General features: G+C 73.5%; 12 protein-coding genes and 1 tRNA gene. 2 read left to right on the top strand and 11 right to left on the bottom strand.

Translation table 11 applies throughout. From position 1 onward, the window contains the following. Positions 1 to 22: 22 nt before the first annotated feature. Together Q8O14_09140 and Q8O14_09135 are read right to left on the bottom strand one after the other, a co-directional pair. Positions 23 to 760, bottom strand: a complete 738-nt coding sequence (locus Q8O14_09140) for a flagellar hook-basal body protein (protein MDP2360904.1) — start codon at positions 758 to 760, stop codon at positions 23 to 25. A 407-nt stretch (positions 761 to 1,167) separates the two neighbouring features. Next, positions 1,168 to 2,085: an MBL fold metallo-hydrolase gene (locus Q8O14_09135; protein ID MDP2360903.1), complete on the bottom strand. Its 918-nt coding sequence runs from the start codon at positions 2,083 to 2,085 to the stop codon at positions 1,168 to 1,170. Positions 2,086 to 2,282: 197 nt separating this feature from the next. Between Q8O14_09135 and Q8O14_09130 the strand changes: the two genes are divergently transcribed. Both Q8O14_09130 and Q8O14_09125 read left to right on the top strand, forming a co-directional pair. Continuing rightward, positions 2,283 to 2,354, top strand: a tRNA-Arg gene (locus Q8O14_09130). A 371-nt stretch (positions 2,355 to 2,725) separates the two neighbouring features. Next, positions 2,726 to 3,877, top strand: a complete 1,152-nt coding sequence (locus Q8O14_09125; protein MDP2360902.1) for a hypothetical protein — start codon at positions 2,726 to 2,728, stop codon at positions 3,875 to 3,877. A 12-nt stretch (positions 3,878 to 3,889) separates the two neighbouring features. Here the strand turns inward: Q8O14_09125 and Q8O14_09120 are convergent, their stop codons facing one another. Genes Q8O14_09120 through Q8O14_09080 form a run of 9 tightly spaced genes read right to left on the bottom strand, consistent with a single transcriptional unit; the run spans position 3,890 to position 13,463 of the window. After that, positions 3,890 to 5,251 carry a sigma-54 dependent transcriptional regulator gene (locus Q8O14_09120; protein ID MDP2360901.1) on the bottom strand — a complete coding sequence of 454 codons (1,362 nt, stop codon included), beginning with the start codon at positions 5,249 to 5,251 and terminating at the stop codon, positions 3,890 to 3,892. Beyond that, positions 5,236 to 8,442, bottom strand: coding sequence for an ATP-binding protein (locus Q8O14_09115; protein ID MDP2360900.1), 3,207 nt, complete (start codon positions 8,440 to 8,442; stop codon positions 5,236 to 5,238). Before Q8O14_09115 ends, Q8O14_09120 begins: the two co-directional genes overlap by 16 nt. 52 nt (positions 8,443 to 8,494) lie before the next feature. Next, the gene (queG, locus tag Q8O14_09110) at positions 8,495 to 9,493 is read right to left on the bottom strand and encodes a tRNA epoxyqueuosine(34) reductase QueG (GenBank protein ID MDP2360899.1); all 999 of its coding nucleotides are present in this window, start codon (positions 9,491 to 9,493) and stop codon (positions 8,495 to 8,497) included. Next, the gene (locus Q8O14_09105) at positions 9,490 to 10,449 is read right to left on the bottom strand and encodes an endonuclease/exonuclease/phosphatase family protein (protein ID MDP2360898.1); all 960 of its coding nucleotides are present in this window, start codon (positions 10,447 to 10,449) and stop codon (positions 9,490 to 9,492) included. The genes queG and Q8O14_09105 overlap by 4 nt, the downstream gene beginning before the upstream one ends. 14 nt (positions 10,450 to 10,463) lie before the next feature. After that, entirely contained in the window at positions 10,464 to 11,126 is a 663-nt protein-coding gene (locus Q8O14_09100) for a nitroreductase family protein (protein MDP2360897.1), read from the bottom strand. Further along, complete coding sequence (locus tag Q8O14_09095; GenBank protein ID MDP2360896.1) at positions 11,119 to 11,448, bottom strand: YciI family protein; 330 nt, start codon at positions 11,446 to 11,448, stop codon at positions 11,119 to 11,121. The genes Q8O14_09100 and Q8O14_09095 overlap by 8 nt, the downstream gene beginning before the upstream one ends. A gap of 56 nt (positions 11,449 to 11,504) precedes the next feature. Further along, the gene (locus Q8O14_09090) at positions 11,505 to 12,317 is read right to left on the bottom strand and encodes a class I SAM-dependent methyltransferase (protein MDP2360895.1); all 813 of its coding nucleotides are present in this window, start codon (positions 12,315 to 12,317) and stop codon (positions 11,505 to 11,507) included. A 22-nt stretch (positions 12,318 to 12,339) separates the two neighbouring features. Beyond that, positions 12,340 to 13,083: an SIMPL domain-containing protein gene (locus Q8O14_09085; protein ID MDP2360894.1), complete on the bottom strand. Its 744-nt coding sequence runs from the start codon at positions 13,081 to 13,083 to the stop codon at positions 12,340 to 12,342. Next, positions 13,080 to 13,463: an MmcQ/YjbR family DNA-binding protein gene (locus Q8O14_09080; protein ID MDP2360893.1), complete on the bottom strand. Its 384-nt coding sequence runs from the start codon at positions 13,461 to 13,463 to the stop codon at positions 13,080 to 13,082. Before Q8O14_09080 ends, Q8O14_09085 begins: the two co-directional genes overlap by 4 nt. Positions 13,464 to 13,793: the final 330 nt, after the last annotated feature.

Below are 13,793 nucleotides of genomic sequence, written 5' to 3'. Positions count from 1 at the left end.
CTTCCTTTCAACTCAGGACGGGTCAGCGCAGGCGCCCCAGGTCCCCCACCGCCTTGCCCAGGTTCTCGTCCTGGATTTGCAGGGCCTTGTGGGCGAAGGCGTAGGTGCGTTCCTGCTCGATCAGCTTCACCATCTGCTCCACCACCTGGATGTTGGAGCCCTCCAGCATGCCCTGGACCGGCCTCGTGGCCGTGGCCGGGGCGGGCTGGGTGTCCTCGGGCCGGGGTTGCCACAGGTTGCGGCCCAGCTTGGCCAGGCGCGCGGGCTCGTCGAACTCCACCACGCGCAGGGCGCCCACCACCGTGCCGTTCTGGGCCAGGCGCCCGTCGCCCGTGCTCTCCACCGGGCCGGGGCCCAGGCGGATCAGCCCGCCCTCGCCCAGCACGGGCAGGCCGTCCGCCGTCACCAGCACGCCCTCCGGCGAGAGGAGGAAGTGGCCGTCCCGCGTGTAGCGCTCGCCGTCGGCCGTCTCCACCACGAAATAGCCGGGGCCGTCCAGGGCGAAGTCCAGGGGCGCCCCCGTCTGCTGGAATTCGCCGGCGCGCAGGCGGGTCTCGAAGCCCTGGCGCAGGCGGTTCTCGGGGGAGGGCACGCCGCGCCCGCGGTCAAGCAGCAGGCGGCCGTCGATCATCTCGCGGAAGTTGAGGCGGTCCTCCTTGAAGGCCGTGGTGCGGGCGTTGGCCAGGTTGGTGCCCGTGATGTCCTGCTGGATGCCGCGGGCGATCATGCCCGCGCCGGAGTCCCACAGACCCTTGATCATGGGCGGAGATCCCGCAACTTGTGGCCCACCTGCCCTCCTCTGGTCCCGTCGTCCTCCCCGCCTCCTGCGCGAGGCTGGGAGTTCAGGACTTCCTCCGGTCGGGCAATCCTCGTGCCAGCTCGCGCGAGGCGTCGCCTCAGGCCAGCTCCGGGATGATCTCGTTGTTGTTCATTGGCTTGAAAAGTTCACGACTTCCGAACTTCGGCACTTTGGAAGCCTGGAGGCGGGGTGGGGCATGAGCAGGATTTTGCCCCCCAAGGGACGCAATGTGCCGGTGGATGCCGGCCGGGATGGGTGACAGAGGGCGGTGGGCGGAGCCTCAGCCGGGCCGGGATGCGCGCCGGGCGACGCGCGTCAGGGTGCCTGGCTGTCCGGAGCTTGCGCGGTGCTTAGGCAGACTGTCGGGCTCAGCCGTCGGCGCCGCGCAGGGTCTCCAGCTCGAGGCAGGCGGCGGCGGGCAGCTCGATGCGCGCGCGCGGACCCTCCCCGGCCGCGGGCCCCAAGAGGCGGATGCTCATGCCCTCGCGGGCGGCCAGGCAGCGGGGGAACTGGGCGGCGGCCTCGGCCTCGATGGCAAGCATCTGCTCGTCGGTGTGGTCCTGGTCGTGGTGGAAGAGGACGAGGCGGTTCACGCCGGCGGCCCGCGCGTTGACAACGGCCTGCTGCCAAGTGCTGTGGCCCCAGCCCTGGCGGCCCTGGCGGTACTCCTCGGGCGTGTAGTTGGCGTCGAAGATGAGCAGGTCGGCCCCCGCGGCCAGCGCCACGATGGCCTCCTCCGGCCCCGGACCGGTGTGCTCGTTGTCCGTGGCGTAGACGACGGCCACGCCCTCCGCCTCGATGCGGTAGCCCAGGCAGCCGCCCGGATGGTTGAGGCGGCGGCAGCTCACCAGGGCGTTGCCGATGGTGAAGGACTCGTCGCTGACCTCGCGGAAGGCCTTGTCGCTGGACATGTAGCCCATGTCCACCGGGAAGTAGGCGAAGTTCTGCTGCCCCTCCAGCTGGGCGCGCAGGGTGGTGTCCACCGGGCGCAGGCCGATGAACTCGAAATGATTGGCCGGGTGGAAGAGCGGCTTGAAGAAAGGGATGCCCTGGATGTGGTCCCAATGGAGGTGGCTGAGCAGGATGTGCCCGCGGATGCCGCCCGCCGGGTGGCGGGCCTGCAGCACATTGCCCAGGCGGCGGATGCCCGTGCCGGCGTCGAGGATGATGAAGGTCCCGTCCCCGGTCTCCACCGTGACGCAGCTGGTGTTCCCCCCGAAGCGCATTTTCTCCGGCTCCGGTGTGGGAATGCCGCCGCGGACACCCCAGAAATGCAGCTCCATCATACCCCCGCTGGCTGCCTTGACCGTCGGGCGCAAGATAGGAAGCCGCCGGCGGCCCCGCGTGACCTCCCTCACAGCCCGGGCGGTCGCCCGCCACACGTGCCGGTCCGCCCCGGGCCCGCTCGTTGCTCCGGCAGCGCCGGTGCCTTACCTTGTGGCCTGCGTCGGACGACCGGCACCTCCGGGCGGCCGACGCACCTGCTCCCGTAGCTCAGTGGATAGAGCGTCGGTCTCCGGAACCGAGTGCGTAGGTTCGATTCCTACCGGGAGCATGGCCCAAGCAATCGCCTCTCGGGCGATCCTATGGGCTCGCGGGAAGGGGCGGCCCATGGCCGCCCTTTCTCATGTGCGCGATGTGGTCAATCGGTCGCTCCCGCTTGGCCCATGTGGATAGCTTCCCCCCGCGCAGGCGGCGGTGGCATCTCTCCCCCCACTTCCTGAGCTTCCGACATGCCGCAGTCCTCCCGCGCCACCCTCCTCTCCTGGCTCGCCCTCCTGGCGCTGGTCGCCGGGACGGCGGGGCTGGCCTGGACCCTGCAGCGCCCCATCACCCTGAACGGGGGATTGGGCTGGGATGGCGTGGAGTACGCCCGCGTGGCGGAACAGCTCGCCCACGGCGGGCGGCCGCAGGCGGAGGCCCCCTTTGTTTACCGCGTCGGCGCGCCGGCGTTGGCGGCCTGGCTCAGCCCGGGCGACGCGCTGCGCGGCTTCCGCCTGGTCAACGGGGCCGCCGCGCTGCTGGCGCCGCTCCTGCTCTTCGCCTGGCTGGGCCGGCACGCGCCTGCTGCTGGCCGGCCTCTTCGCCACCCAGTGGCACGCCCCCCTGCGCCTCACACCCTTCTACCCCGTCCATGCCGACCCGCTCATGTGGCTCTTCTGGCTGGGCGGCCTCCTGCTCCTGGACCACTCGCGCCCGGCGCCGGCGGCGAGCGCGCCAGCCCTGCCGCCCCTGCTCCTGGCGGCCTGGCTGGCCTGGGCGGCGCTGGCCCTGCCCTGCCGCGAGGTGCTGCTCCTGCCCGCCCTGGCCCTGGCCTGCCGCGCCAACCCGCTGCTGCTCCGGCGGGCGCCGCTGGCGTCCTGGCGGGCCCACACCCGGGCGCGCCTGCGCCCCGCCCTCTTCGCCCCCGCCCTGCTCGGGCTGGCCCTCTTCCTGCTCATCCGGGCCTGGGCCGAACCCACCAACAGCTACGGTTTCGTCAAGACGGCCGTGCTCTGGCTCTGGCTGAAGAGCCTGCCCCACTACCTCCACGGGATGTGCCAGGCCTTCGGTCCCGCCCTTCTGGTGCTGGTGGCGCTGGATGGACGCCGGGCCTGGCGCAGGCTGGCCGAGCGGCAGGACCTGCTGGCGGTGGCGGCGGGCGTGGCGGCCCTGGGCTGGCTGGGGGGCAGCGACACGGAGCGCCTGCTCTACTGGGGCGCCCCCCTCCTCCTGCTGGCGGCCGGGCATTCCCTCGAACACAATTGGCGCGCCAGCCGGAGCGCCGGGCGAGGCGGGCGGGCCCTGGCCTGGCTGGCTTTCCTCGTCCTGGCCCAGGCTCTTGGCCAGCGCCTCGCCTGGCTCATCCCCGACCATCCCGGCAGCGAGGAGCTGGTCTGGCCCCTCCTCACCCCGCTCTCCTCCACCGGCCGCTACCTGGATCTCTGGAGCCAGCACGCCCGGCCCGAGGTGGCCGTCCTCTCGCTGGCGCAGTATCTGGTGGTGATGGGGCTGGGCATCTGGGGGGGCCGCCGCCTGCTGCGCGGCGCGGCAGGGTGCTCCCCCGCGGCGGGACAGGGGCCGGGCCGGGCGGGCTGAGCGGAGCCTCCGCTACTCCCCGCCCAGATCCTTCATCCAGCGGTGCAGCACCTCGCGGCTGATCCCGATGCGCTCGGCCGCCTCCTTCACGCTGACCCCCTCCTGCACGAAGCGTTCGACGTAGGCGCGGCGCAACTGCTCCAGCAGCAGGTCGCGGGCTTGGGCGAAAGGCTGGCTGGTGAGGGGCGAGTAGTCGGCCTCCTGGGCCGGCGTGCGCCGCGCCCCGCCGGGCAGGTTGAAGTGGTCGGGCCGGAGGGGTCCCCCCCCGCCGCGCACCACGGCCAGTTGCACGGCGCTCTCGAACTCGCGCACGTTGCCCGGCCAGGACTGGGCGGTGAGGGCCTCCAGCGTGCCGGGGGCCAGCTCCAGGCCGGCGCGTCCGGGGAAGTGCTTGTGGAGGAAATAGCGGAGCAGGGCGGGCAGGTCCTCCGGCCGCTCGCGCAGCGGCGGAATGCGGATGCGCAGCTGGTTGATGCGGTAGTAGAGGTCCTGCCGCATGCGGCCCTGGCGGATGCGCTCCTCCAGATCCTGGTGGGTGGCGGCCACCAGGCGGAAATCCACCTGGATGTCCTTGACGGCGCCCACCCGCCGGATCAGTCCGCTCTCGATGGCGGTGAGCAGCTTGATCTGGGCGGGGGGATCCATGTCGCCGATCTCGTCCAGGAAGAGGGTGCCGCGGTGGGCCAGCTCGGTCAGGCCGCGCTTGGCGGCGACGGCCCCGGTGAAAGAGCCCTTCTCGTGGCCGAAGACCTCGCTGTTGAAGAGTTCACGCTCGATGGCGCTGACATTCACCTCGACGAAGGCCTGCTGGCGGCGGGCGCTCGCCTCGTGGATCATGCGCGCGATCATTGTCTTGCCCGTGCCCGTCTCCCCCGTGATGAGGACGGCCAGGTCGGTGGCGGCCGCCTCGCGGATCTCCCGCTTGACGGCCAGGATCGCCTCCGACTCGCCGACCATCTGCCCCAGGGACTCCTGCAGGCGGCGGCGCAGCCAGACGTTCTCCAGCTTGACGCGGCGCAGGGCCATGCCCTTGCGGATGACGTCGAGGAAGTCCTCCCGGCTCGTGTTCTTCACCACGTAGTCGAAGGCGCCCTCCTTCATGGCGCGGACCACGGTGCGCACGCCGCTCTCCTTGGTCACCATCACCACCGGCACATCGGGCCACTCCGCCACCAGGCGGCCGAGGATGTCGAGGCCGCTCGCCCCGGCGCCCAGGTCGTAATCGAGCAGGACGAGATCGGGATCCAGCCCGCTCATCTTCTCCAGCCCGGCCTCGCCCGTCTCGGCCCAGGCGCAGTCGTAGTGGCGGCGAAGCCCGAGCTGGGTGTCCTCCACGAACTCCTCGTTGTCGTCGATGATCAGGATGCGTTCCATGACCCCTGCCGCCCCTCCGGTTCAACTTTCTTGATCTCGAGCAGAAAGGTGCTGCCCTGGCCCGGCTCGCTCCGCTCCACGGTCAGGGCGCCGCCGAAGCGGGCGAGGATCTCCCGCGAACGATACAATCCGTAGCCGCGGCCCTCGCCACCGGCGCGGCCGCTCACCCCGGCCTCGAAGATGCGCGCGAGGCGCTCGGGGGTCATGCCCGCCCCGCTGTCGGTCACGCGCAGCTGCAGGGTGGAGGGCCGTTCCCGCACTTCGATGGCCAGGCGCCGCCGCGGCAGGCCATCCATCCAGTGCAGGGCGTTGTCCACCAGGTTGTCGAGGATGAACTGGAGCTTGTCCACGGGCAGGCGGGCCAGCACCTGGCGCACTTCCCGCTCGCAGCGCAGCTCCAGCTCGACGCCGGCCAGCTCGGCGGCGCGGTCCTCCAGCACGCGGTCCAGCACCTTGAGCGGCGCCGAGGAGATGCGCAGGTCAAGCCCGTGCTGGGTGGCGGCGAGGGCCTGCTCGAGCCGGTCCAGGTTGAAGGCCAGCTCGACGAGGGCGGCCTCGGCGGGCGGGTCGCCCGCGCCCTCAAGCAGGCGGACAGCGTCGGCGACCAGGCCCTCGAGGCGCTCCTGGTCGGACCCCGCCAGCGGCCGCTCGGCGGGCGGCAGGCGGCGCAGGGCCAGCATCAGCTGCTGGAGGCTGGGCGCCGTCAGGTCCAGGAAGACGCCGCGGGCCGTCCGGTAGCGGCCCAGGATCTCGGGATCGGGCCGGCCCTCCAGGTAGAGGTTGCGCGCGCTGCGCAGCAGGCGGTCCAGGTTGCGCGTGGCCGAGCCGGAGTGGCCGAAATCGCGCAGGAGGTCCACCACCTCGAGCACGCCCGGCTCGGGGCTCTCGACGGTCTTGGCCCGCCGGGCGCGGATGCGGTCGCTGGTGTGGTAGGAGCTGAGGCCCAGGATGAGGGGCAGGGCCCACCACAGGTGCGGCTCGGTGGTCGCCACCCGCACGATGAAGCCCGCGGCCGCGCCCAGGCCCAGGCTGATGAGCAGGCCACTGCGCCCGGGATAGAGGATGGTGGCCGTCACGGCGATGCCCACCATCGCCACCAGCAGGAAGAGCCGCTTGGCGAAAGGCAGGCGGCCCTGGCCGGCCGGCAGCACGAGGGGCAGGGCCAGGCTCTGGCGGCTTAGGTTGCCCCAGGCGTCCATCGCCTGAAGCTGGAGGCGGAAGGTGCCGCCCGTCACGCCGGCGGGCAGCAGCTGGTCCAGGGGCAGGGGTCCGGGGGCGCGCCACGCTCCCCAAGGCTGGTCGTCCAGGCGGACGCGGACCAGGGTGCCGCCGTCCGTGCCCAGCGGGTCGGCCGCACCCAGCAGCAGGATGAGCCGCCGGTCGGCCGCTTCCAGCTCCCGCGCGTCCTGCAGCAGCAGGGCGACTGGGGGCAGGCGATCCGGCACCAGCCAGCCCGTCCCCCGGCTGGTGGAGAGCCAGAGGCGGCCGCTGGAATCGGCCGCCATGGAGAGGATCTCGCCCGACTCGCCATCGGCGGATTCGCCCAGCAGGCCGGCCAGGGGCCTCGTCCAGGGCGCCCCCTCGCGGGCCCGCAGATGGAGGCGCCGCTCCCCCAGCAGCCAGATGCGCCCGCTCCCGTCGGCCAGGATCTGGCGCAGGGCCTGGCCGGGCGCCGCCCGGCCGGCGGCGAGCTGCTCCGGGTAGGCCAGGGTGTCCACCTCGTTCAGCTCGTTGAGGCGCAGCAGGTAGCGGTCGCAGGCGGCCAGGATGCCGCCGAAGCCGTCGGGCGTGGCGCGGTGGACGGGGTCCGCCACGCGCAGGCGCTTCAGCTCCCCGTCCTCGAGCAGGGCCAGACCCCGGGCGCCCCCCACCAGGACGGAGGCCGGGGTGAAGGGCACCATCCAGTTGGCGCCCAGCTCGCGGCTGAGGGTGTCCAGCCGGGGGCCGGCGGCGCGCAGGATCTGCCCGGGCAGGCCGATGAGGAGGGCGCCGCTGCCCGGTTCCGGACAGATGGTGCCGGGCTGGAAGACGCGCGCGGCGGCGGGTTCCAGCCAGTCCAGCGCCGGCTCCCGCGTGGCGCCGCGGCTGATGGCGAGCAGGCGGCGCTCGCCGCCCGAGGCCAGCAGCATCCATTGGCCCTCGCGCGTCCGGCAGGTTTGCAGAGGACGCCAGCCGCCCGTCTCCCGCGGGCTTTCCCAGGCAAGGGCCATGCGGCCCTCCTGCTGGGCCAGCATGCCGCTGGCCTGGCTCTGGATCTGCAGTCGCCCCTCCGGCCGCAGCCAGGCCAGGGCCGGATGCAGTTCCGTCAAGAAGGGGGCGGGCAGGGGCAGGGCCGCCGCGGGCAGCGTCAAGGGGATCAACTCGCGGCCGGTCCACTGCTGCCATCCCGCGCCGCTGCGGACGAGGATGCCCACAGGCGATGCACTAAGGGCCAGGGGCGCGGCCGGCGGGGTGTCGGGCACGCGGTCCGGCAGGGCGACCAGGGTGCCGTCCCTGGCCGAGAGGCGCGCCAGCTGCGGCACGCCGCCCAGGCGGCCCAGCAGGAGGAGGTCGCCCCCCGGCTCCGGCTCGATGGCCGCCACCTCCCCCAGCACGCGGCGGTAGCTCTCGCGCATGGCGGCGGGGTTGCCCTCGGCGTCGAAGCGGTAGATGCCGCGGTCCAGCGTGCCGCAGACCAGGTCGCCCCCCGGCAGCAGGGCAAGGCAGCTGACCGCCATGCCGGAGAGGAGCACGCGCTCGCCCAGCCGGTCGTGGACGAGGAGCAGGCCGCGCTCGGTGGCCAGCCAGGTCGCCTCCCCATGGCTGAGCAGGGCGCGGGCGCGCCCCAGGCCCACCGGCGAGTTCAGCTCGACCGGGCGGAAGCTCTCCTCGCGCCGGAAGAGGCCGGAGTCCGCCGCCACCCAGAGACGGCCTTGCCGGTCCACGGTGAGGGCCGAGGCGCCGCCGCCCTCCCAGCCGCTGCGCAGGTCCAGGCGCACGAGGTGCCGGCCGTCCCAGCTGGCCAGGCCGTCCAGGCCGCCCAGCCAGAGCAGCCCCAGGCTGTCCAGGGCCACGGCCCGCAAGGTGGATGGATGGAGGGTGGCGGGATCGATCAGGCCGGCCCGTCCTGCCCCGGCCAGCAGCAGGAGGAGGAGCACGGCCCAGCGCGCAGGTGGGAGAGGGCGCATCATGGGCGGGAAGGTAAGGTTCAAGGGCCGCTCCGACCGGCCGGGGCCCAGGCCGACATGGGAAGGCCGGGCCGGATCACCGGCCGTCTCCGCCTATGGTCGGGGATCCGGGCGAGGATGGGGCGCTGGCCGCCAGGTTGCGCCGGTACATGGCGGGCGTCATGCGGCGCAGGGCCTTGCCCCGCGTGATGGCCTCCCAGCTTGTGTCGTCATCCGGCCAAGCCCCCGCCTCAAGCCGGGCCAGCAGGGCGGGATCGGGGGCCAGGGCGGCGGTGCCGCGGCCGGCCCGCCGGTTCCAGGGACAGCAGCTCTGGCACTCGTCGCAGCCGAAGAGCCAGGAGCCGGGCATGGGATCGAAGCCGGGGGGCAGCCGGTCGCGCCGGTTCTCGATGGTCTGGGCGCTGATGCAGCGCCCGGCGTCCAGGCATCCGGGCTTCACGAAGGCGGCGGTCGGACAGGCCGCCAGGCAGGCCGTGCAGCGGCCGCAGCGCTCGGGGTGGGGCGCGTCGGGCTCCAGCTCCAGGTCCAGCAGCAGGCCGCCCAGAAAAAACCAGGAACCCAGCCGGGGATGGATGAGCAGGCAGTTCTTCCCGATCCAGCCCAAGCCCGCCTGCCAGCCCCAGTACCGCTCGAGCAGGGGCGCCGTGTCCACGCAGGCCCGCCAGGCGACGGGGCCACGCGCCTCCTCCAGCCGCTGCACGACGCCCCGCAGCAGGCGCTTGAGGACCTTGTGGTAGTCCCGGCCCAGGGCGTAGCGGCTGATGCGCCGCCGGGGCGGCGCGGGCAGGGCGACCCGGCCGTCGTAGGGCAGGGCCACCATGAGCAGGCTGCGGGCGGAGGGCAGCAGCTGCCGCGGATCAAGGCGGGTGGCGTCGCCGCGCGGCCACCAGGCCATGGGACCGTGCAGGCCGCGCGTCGTCCATGCTTGGACAAGGGAGGCATGCCGGACGGGCCGGCAGGGATCGGCGATGCCGGCCAGGGCCGCCCCTTCGGCCCGGGCCGCCTCCTTCAGCCAGGCGGACCAGCCCACCGGGTCGGTGGGCGGCGCCCCGCCGGTGGACAGGGCCCCGCTCATGGCGCCACCTCCCGCGCCCCGGACGATGGGTCCGGCCAGAGCAGCCGCGCCACCACCGGGTAGTGGTCGCTGGGCGGCCGCCCCTCCGGCCGGGCGCGATCGATCCAGCACGCCGCGGGCCGCAGCTCGGGCGAGGCGAGGATCCAGTCGATGCGGCCGGGGGCATCCTCCGTCCGGAAACCGTTGAAGGTGGCCTCCTGGGCCGGGCTGGCGGCGGGATGCAGGTCGCGGTGGATGTCGCGCAGCGGCCGCGCCGCCGCCGGATCGGTCAGGATCCGCCAGGGCGCCGAGGCAGGGCCCGCCGCCTCGTTGAAGTCCCCGGCCAGCACAAGCGGGACGCGGGGATCCCGGGCCGCCAGCCAGGCCTGCAGCCGCGCGGCCGCGCGCTCCCGCGCCACCGCCCCCACATGGTCCAGGTGGGTGTTGACGAGGAGAAGGCGCCGCTCCGGCCGCTCCCGATCCGCCAGCAGGACCCAGCTGAACAGGCGCACGCAGGCCGCGTCGGCGTCCAGGCGTCCGGGGAGAAGGGGATCGTCCCCGTGCCAGCGGTGCCCTTCCTCGAGCTTGACGAAGTCCGCCCGCCGCCACAGCAGCGCGCACATCTCGCCCTGGCGGTCGCCGTCGTCCCGGCCGGCGCCCGCCAGCTCGTAGTCGGGCAGCAGGCGGCGCAGATCATCGGCCTGGACGGCCAGGCACTCCTGGGTCGCCACCAGATCCGCTCCGGCGGCGCGGATCCGATCGGCCACCGCCGCGCGGCGCGCCTCCCAGGCGAGTCCGCCCGTGTCGCCGCCGGCGTGGCGCAGGTTGTAGCTCATCACGGTCAGGTCCCCTGGCCCGCCCGCCGGAGGCCTCTCCGCGCCCCAGCCCGCCTTGCCCGGGTGAAACAGCAGCACGAGGAGGGCGAGGAGGCGCCACGCTCGCGGACCACAAGAAGGAAGGGACGGGGCGGCGGTCATGGGCGGCTCCCTGTTCAACGGAAGGTGGAGATCTCGGCCAGGCCGCGACGCTGGATGTCCGGCACCGTGGCGCCCTCGGCCGCATGGCCCACCACCAGCAGCAGGAAGGGGCGCTCGCTGGCGGGCCGGTCCAGCAGGCGGCGCAGGAAGGCCATGGGCGCCGGCGTGTGCGTGAGGGTGGCCAGCCCGCACTGATGCAGGACGCTGATGAGCAGGCCGCAGGCGATCCCGACCGATTCGGTGGCGTAGTAGTGTTTAACCCGCCGGCCGTCCGCCTGCTCGGACCAGCGCTGCTCGAAGACGGCGATGAGCCAGGGCGCCTCCTCGAGGAAAGGCTTGTGCTCGTCGGTACCGAGGGGGGCGAGGGCCTCCAGCCATTCCCCGGGCGCCGCGCCGCCATAGAAGCGCCGCTCTTCCTCCTCGGCCGCCCGGCGGATGGCCCGCTTGAGCTCCGGATCCGCCACCGCGACGAAATGCCAGGGCTGCTGGTTGGCGCCGGAGGGCGCGCTGCCCGCCGCGCGCAGGGCCTCTTCGATCACGGCGCGGGGCACGGCCCGGTCCGAGAAGTGGCGCAGGGAGCGCCGGCGCGCCAGGCAGGCGGCCAGGCGCCGCGCCTCGGCGGCACGCTCCTCCTCGCCGAAGGGGGGCAAGGGTGGCGGGGGAATCCGCTCAGCCACGACCGGCCTCCGCCAAGGCCGGCCCGTTGGCCAGGGCCACCCGGAAGGGGAAACAGTGGACGGACATCACGCCGGCCACGACGGCAGGGTCGGCCTGGGCGAAGGCGTGGGCGGCCGCTTCGTCCGCGGCGCGGAGGAGCACGATCCCCATCCCCTCAGGGTGCAGATCGGTGGTGCGGCCGGCCAGCAGGACGTGGCCGGCGGCGCAGTGCCCTTGCAGCCAGGTGAAATGGCGTCCGATCGCCGCTTCCTCCTCCGGCGCGGCCCCCTCCGTGAGCAGGGCGGGGCGGATCAGGCGCAGTCGGTAGAGCCAGGTCGGCATGGGTGTCCTCCTTGCGCTTGGGGCGCGGCGCCGGGTGGTCGCCGGGATCCGGCGGCTCAGGCCGGTCGGCGGGCCTGGACAAGCATCATCAGGGGCAGTCCGCCCGGATGGGAGGGATGGACCCAGCGTCCCTCGCGCTCCACCAAAAAGGAATGGCTGCGGTAGCTGCAGTAGGGGTATTCGCGCAGCCGCTCCAGCACAAGGCCCGCGTCGAGAAGGGCCTGCACCACCTCCCCGATGCCGTGGGCCCACTCCACCGTCTCGCCCACCGGACCCTGCTCCGAGGCGTAGACCAGGCCGTCCGTCCAGACGGCGGGGCCGCCCGCGCGGAAGTAGGGCGCCTCCAGCCGCAGCCAGCCGCCCGCGCGCTCCTCGGGGGCGAACATGCCCAGGGCGGGATGGAAGTCCCGCAGCAGCAGGCGGCCGCCCGGCTTGAGCAGCCCGGCCACGACCCGCCCCCAGGCCTCCAGGTCGGGCAGCCAGCAGAGGGCGCCGCCGCCCGTGAAGACGAGGTCGAAGGTCTCGGGCAGACGCTCCGGCACCTGGCCCAGCTCGGCCTCCACGAAGCGCGCCTCCAACCCGGCCCGCGCCGCGATCTCCCGCGCCTTGGCCACGGCGGCTGGACTGAAGTCCACGCCCGTGACACGCGCCCCCCGGCGGGCGAGGCTGAGCGTGTCCAGGCCGAAATGGCACTGCAGGTGGACGAGGGTGAGGCCGTCCAAGGGGCCCAGCTCGTCGATGAGGTCGGCGTCCAGCGTGCCGCGTCCGGCCAGGAAGCCCTCCACGTCGTAGAAAGCGCTGGCGGCATGGGGCGCCACGGCGGCGTCCCAGATGCGGCGATTCTGCTCGATGGCCTCCCGCTCGGTCATGGCGTCACCTCTGGCAAGGGCACTACGGCTTGAGGGCGAAGGTGACCGTCACCACCGCCTTGACCATTTTGTCGATGCTCTCGGTGGAGTACATGCCGTAGTCGGCCACCTCCACCGAGTGGGGCGGGGTCACCTGGAGGATGCCCTGGCGCGCCGCCGTGAGGCCGCCCAGGCGCCGGCCGCCCCCGGCCAGGATCTCGGCCCGGCGGCGGGCGTCGGCCGCCGCCTTGCCCAGCAGCTCCAGTTTCATCTCCTCCAGGCTGCCCAGGAAGTACTCGGGCGGCTGGCTGTTCCAGGCCACGCCCTCCCGCAGCAGCTCCTCCGTCCGCCGCGCCAGGGCGGCCACTTCGGCCACGCGGCTGGACTGCAGGCGGAGCGGGCGCTCCAGCTGCCAGGCCTCCACCGTCGCCGTGGGCGTGCCGTGGATGTCCTGGCGGTAGATGGTCCAACTCGTCAGGGGCAGCCACTCCCACTCCCCGGCCGCCACGCCCTGCGCCTGCAGCCAGGCCTCCACCCGCCGGCCCTGCTCCTCCAGCCGGCGCGCCGCTTCGCCCAGATCGGCGTGACGGGCCTGGATGCCGCCCCGCCAGACCGCCAGGGTGGAGACGGCGGGCAGCTCGGCGTAGCCCTTCACGGTAAGCCCCTCCCCCACCGAGCGGGCGGCGAGGAAGCTGCGGCCCCAGATCCAGGAGGAGGCGACCAGGGCCAGCCCCAGCACCAGCGCGGCGAGCCACTGCCCGCGACGCTCCCCGTTGATGATGTTCATGTCGTGCTCCCGTGAATGGCCAGGGCTTGCCGCTCGGCCCGGCGCAGGCCGGCGGCGACGCGCTGGAAGGAATGGTCGACCAGGTCCTCCACCAGGGCCGGCGGCAGGCTGCCGTCCAGCGCCAGGGTGTTCCAATGCTCCTTGTTGAGATGGTAGCCCGGCGTGACGGTGGCGAAGGCGGCGCGCAGCTCCAGGGCGCGGGCCGGGTCGCACTTGAGGCTGAGGCGGGGCGGCTCGCCCTCCTGGGTGAGCAGGGCGAAGACGCGACCGCACACTTTGTAGACCCACACCCCCGGCCCGAAGGGCTCCTCCTCCGTGGCCAGGGGAAAGGCCGCCAGGCGCTGGCGCAGGGCGGAACGGCCCAGGGTGCTTCGCGGCATGGCGCCTCCTTTTCACAGTCCGCCGCCCGCCCCGGGCCTCGCGGCGCTGCTCCACACATGGCCGAGGGATCAGGCGCGGCGTCGCCTGCATCCCTGCTTCAGCTGCAAGGTCCGCTCTGGGGCCGAGGGATCAGGCGCGGTGTCGCCTGCATCCCGGCTTCAGCAGCGACGCCCGGCAGGGCGTCGTCTGCTGCAAGCAGCCACTCTTCACCTACCTGCATAACGTCTACAGCAGCATTGCCCACTCACGGGCCGAGGGATCAGGCGCGGTGTCGCCTGCATCCCGGCTTCCGCAGCCGCACCCACCCATGGGCCGAGGGATCAGGCGCG

Source organism: bacterium (assembly GCA_030685015.1).
Taxonomy (GTDB): Bacteria; CAIWAD01; CAIWAD01; order CAIWAD01; family CAIWAD01; genus CAIWAD01.
This window is presented reverse-complemented; position numbering and strand designations above follow the sequence as displayed.

Coding starts and splice junctions, on each gene's coding strand:
- Q8O14_09080 (MDP2360893.1), bottom strand. CDS start 13,463: ATGCCGCGAAGCACCCTGGGCCGTTCCGCCCTGCGCCAGCGCCTGGCG.
- Q8O14_09120 (MDP2360901.1), bottom strand. CDS start 5,251: ATGGAACGCATCCTGATCATCGACGACAACGAGGAGTTCGTGGAGGAC.
- Q8O14_09095 (MDP2360896.1), bottom strand. CDS start 11,448: ATGCCGACCTGGCTCTACCGACTGCGCCTGATCCGCCCCGCCCTGCTC.
- Q8O14_09135 (MDP2360903.1), bottom strand. CDS start 2,085: ATGATGGAGCTGCATTTCTGGGGTGTCCGCGGCGGCATTCCCACACCG.
- Q8O14_09085 (MDP2360894.1), bottom strand. CDS start 13,083: ATGAACATCATCAACGGGGAGCGTCGCGGGCAGTGGCTCGCCGCGCTG.
- queG (MDP2360899.1), bottom strand. CDS start 9,493: ATGAGCGGGGCCCTGTCCACCGGCGGGGCGCCGCCCACCGACCCGGTG.
- Q8O14_09105 (MDP2360898.1), bottom strand. CDS start 10,449: ATGACCGCCGCCCCGTCCCTTCCTTCTTGTGGTCCGCGAGCGTGGCGC.
- Q8O14_09090 (MDP2360895.1), bottom strand. CDS start 12,317: ATGACCGAGCGGGAGGCCATCGAGCAGAATCGCCGCATCTGGGACGCC.
- Q8O14_09140 (MDP2360904.1), bottom strand. CDS start 760: ATGATCAAGGGTCTGTGGGACTCCGGCGCGGGCATGATCGCCCGCGGC.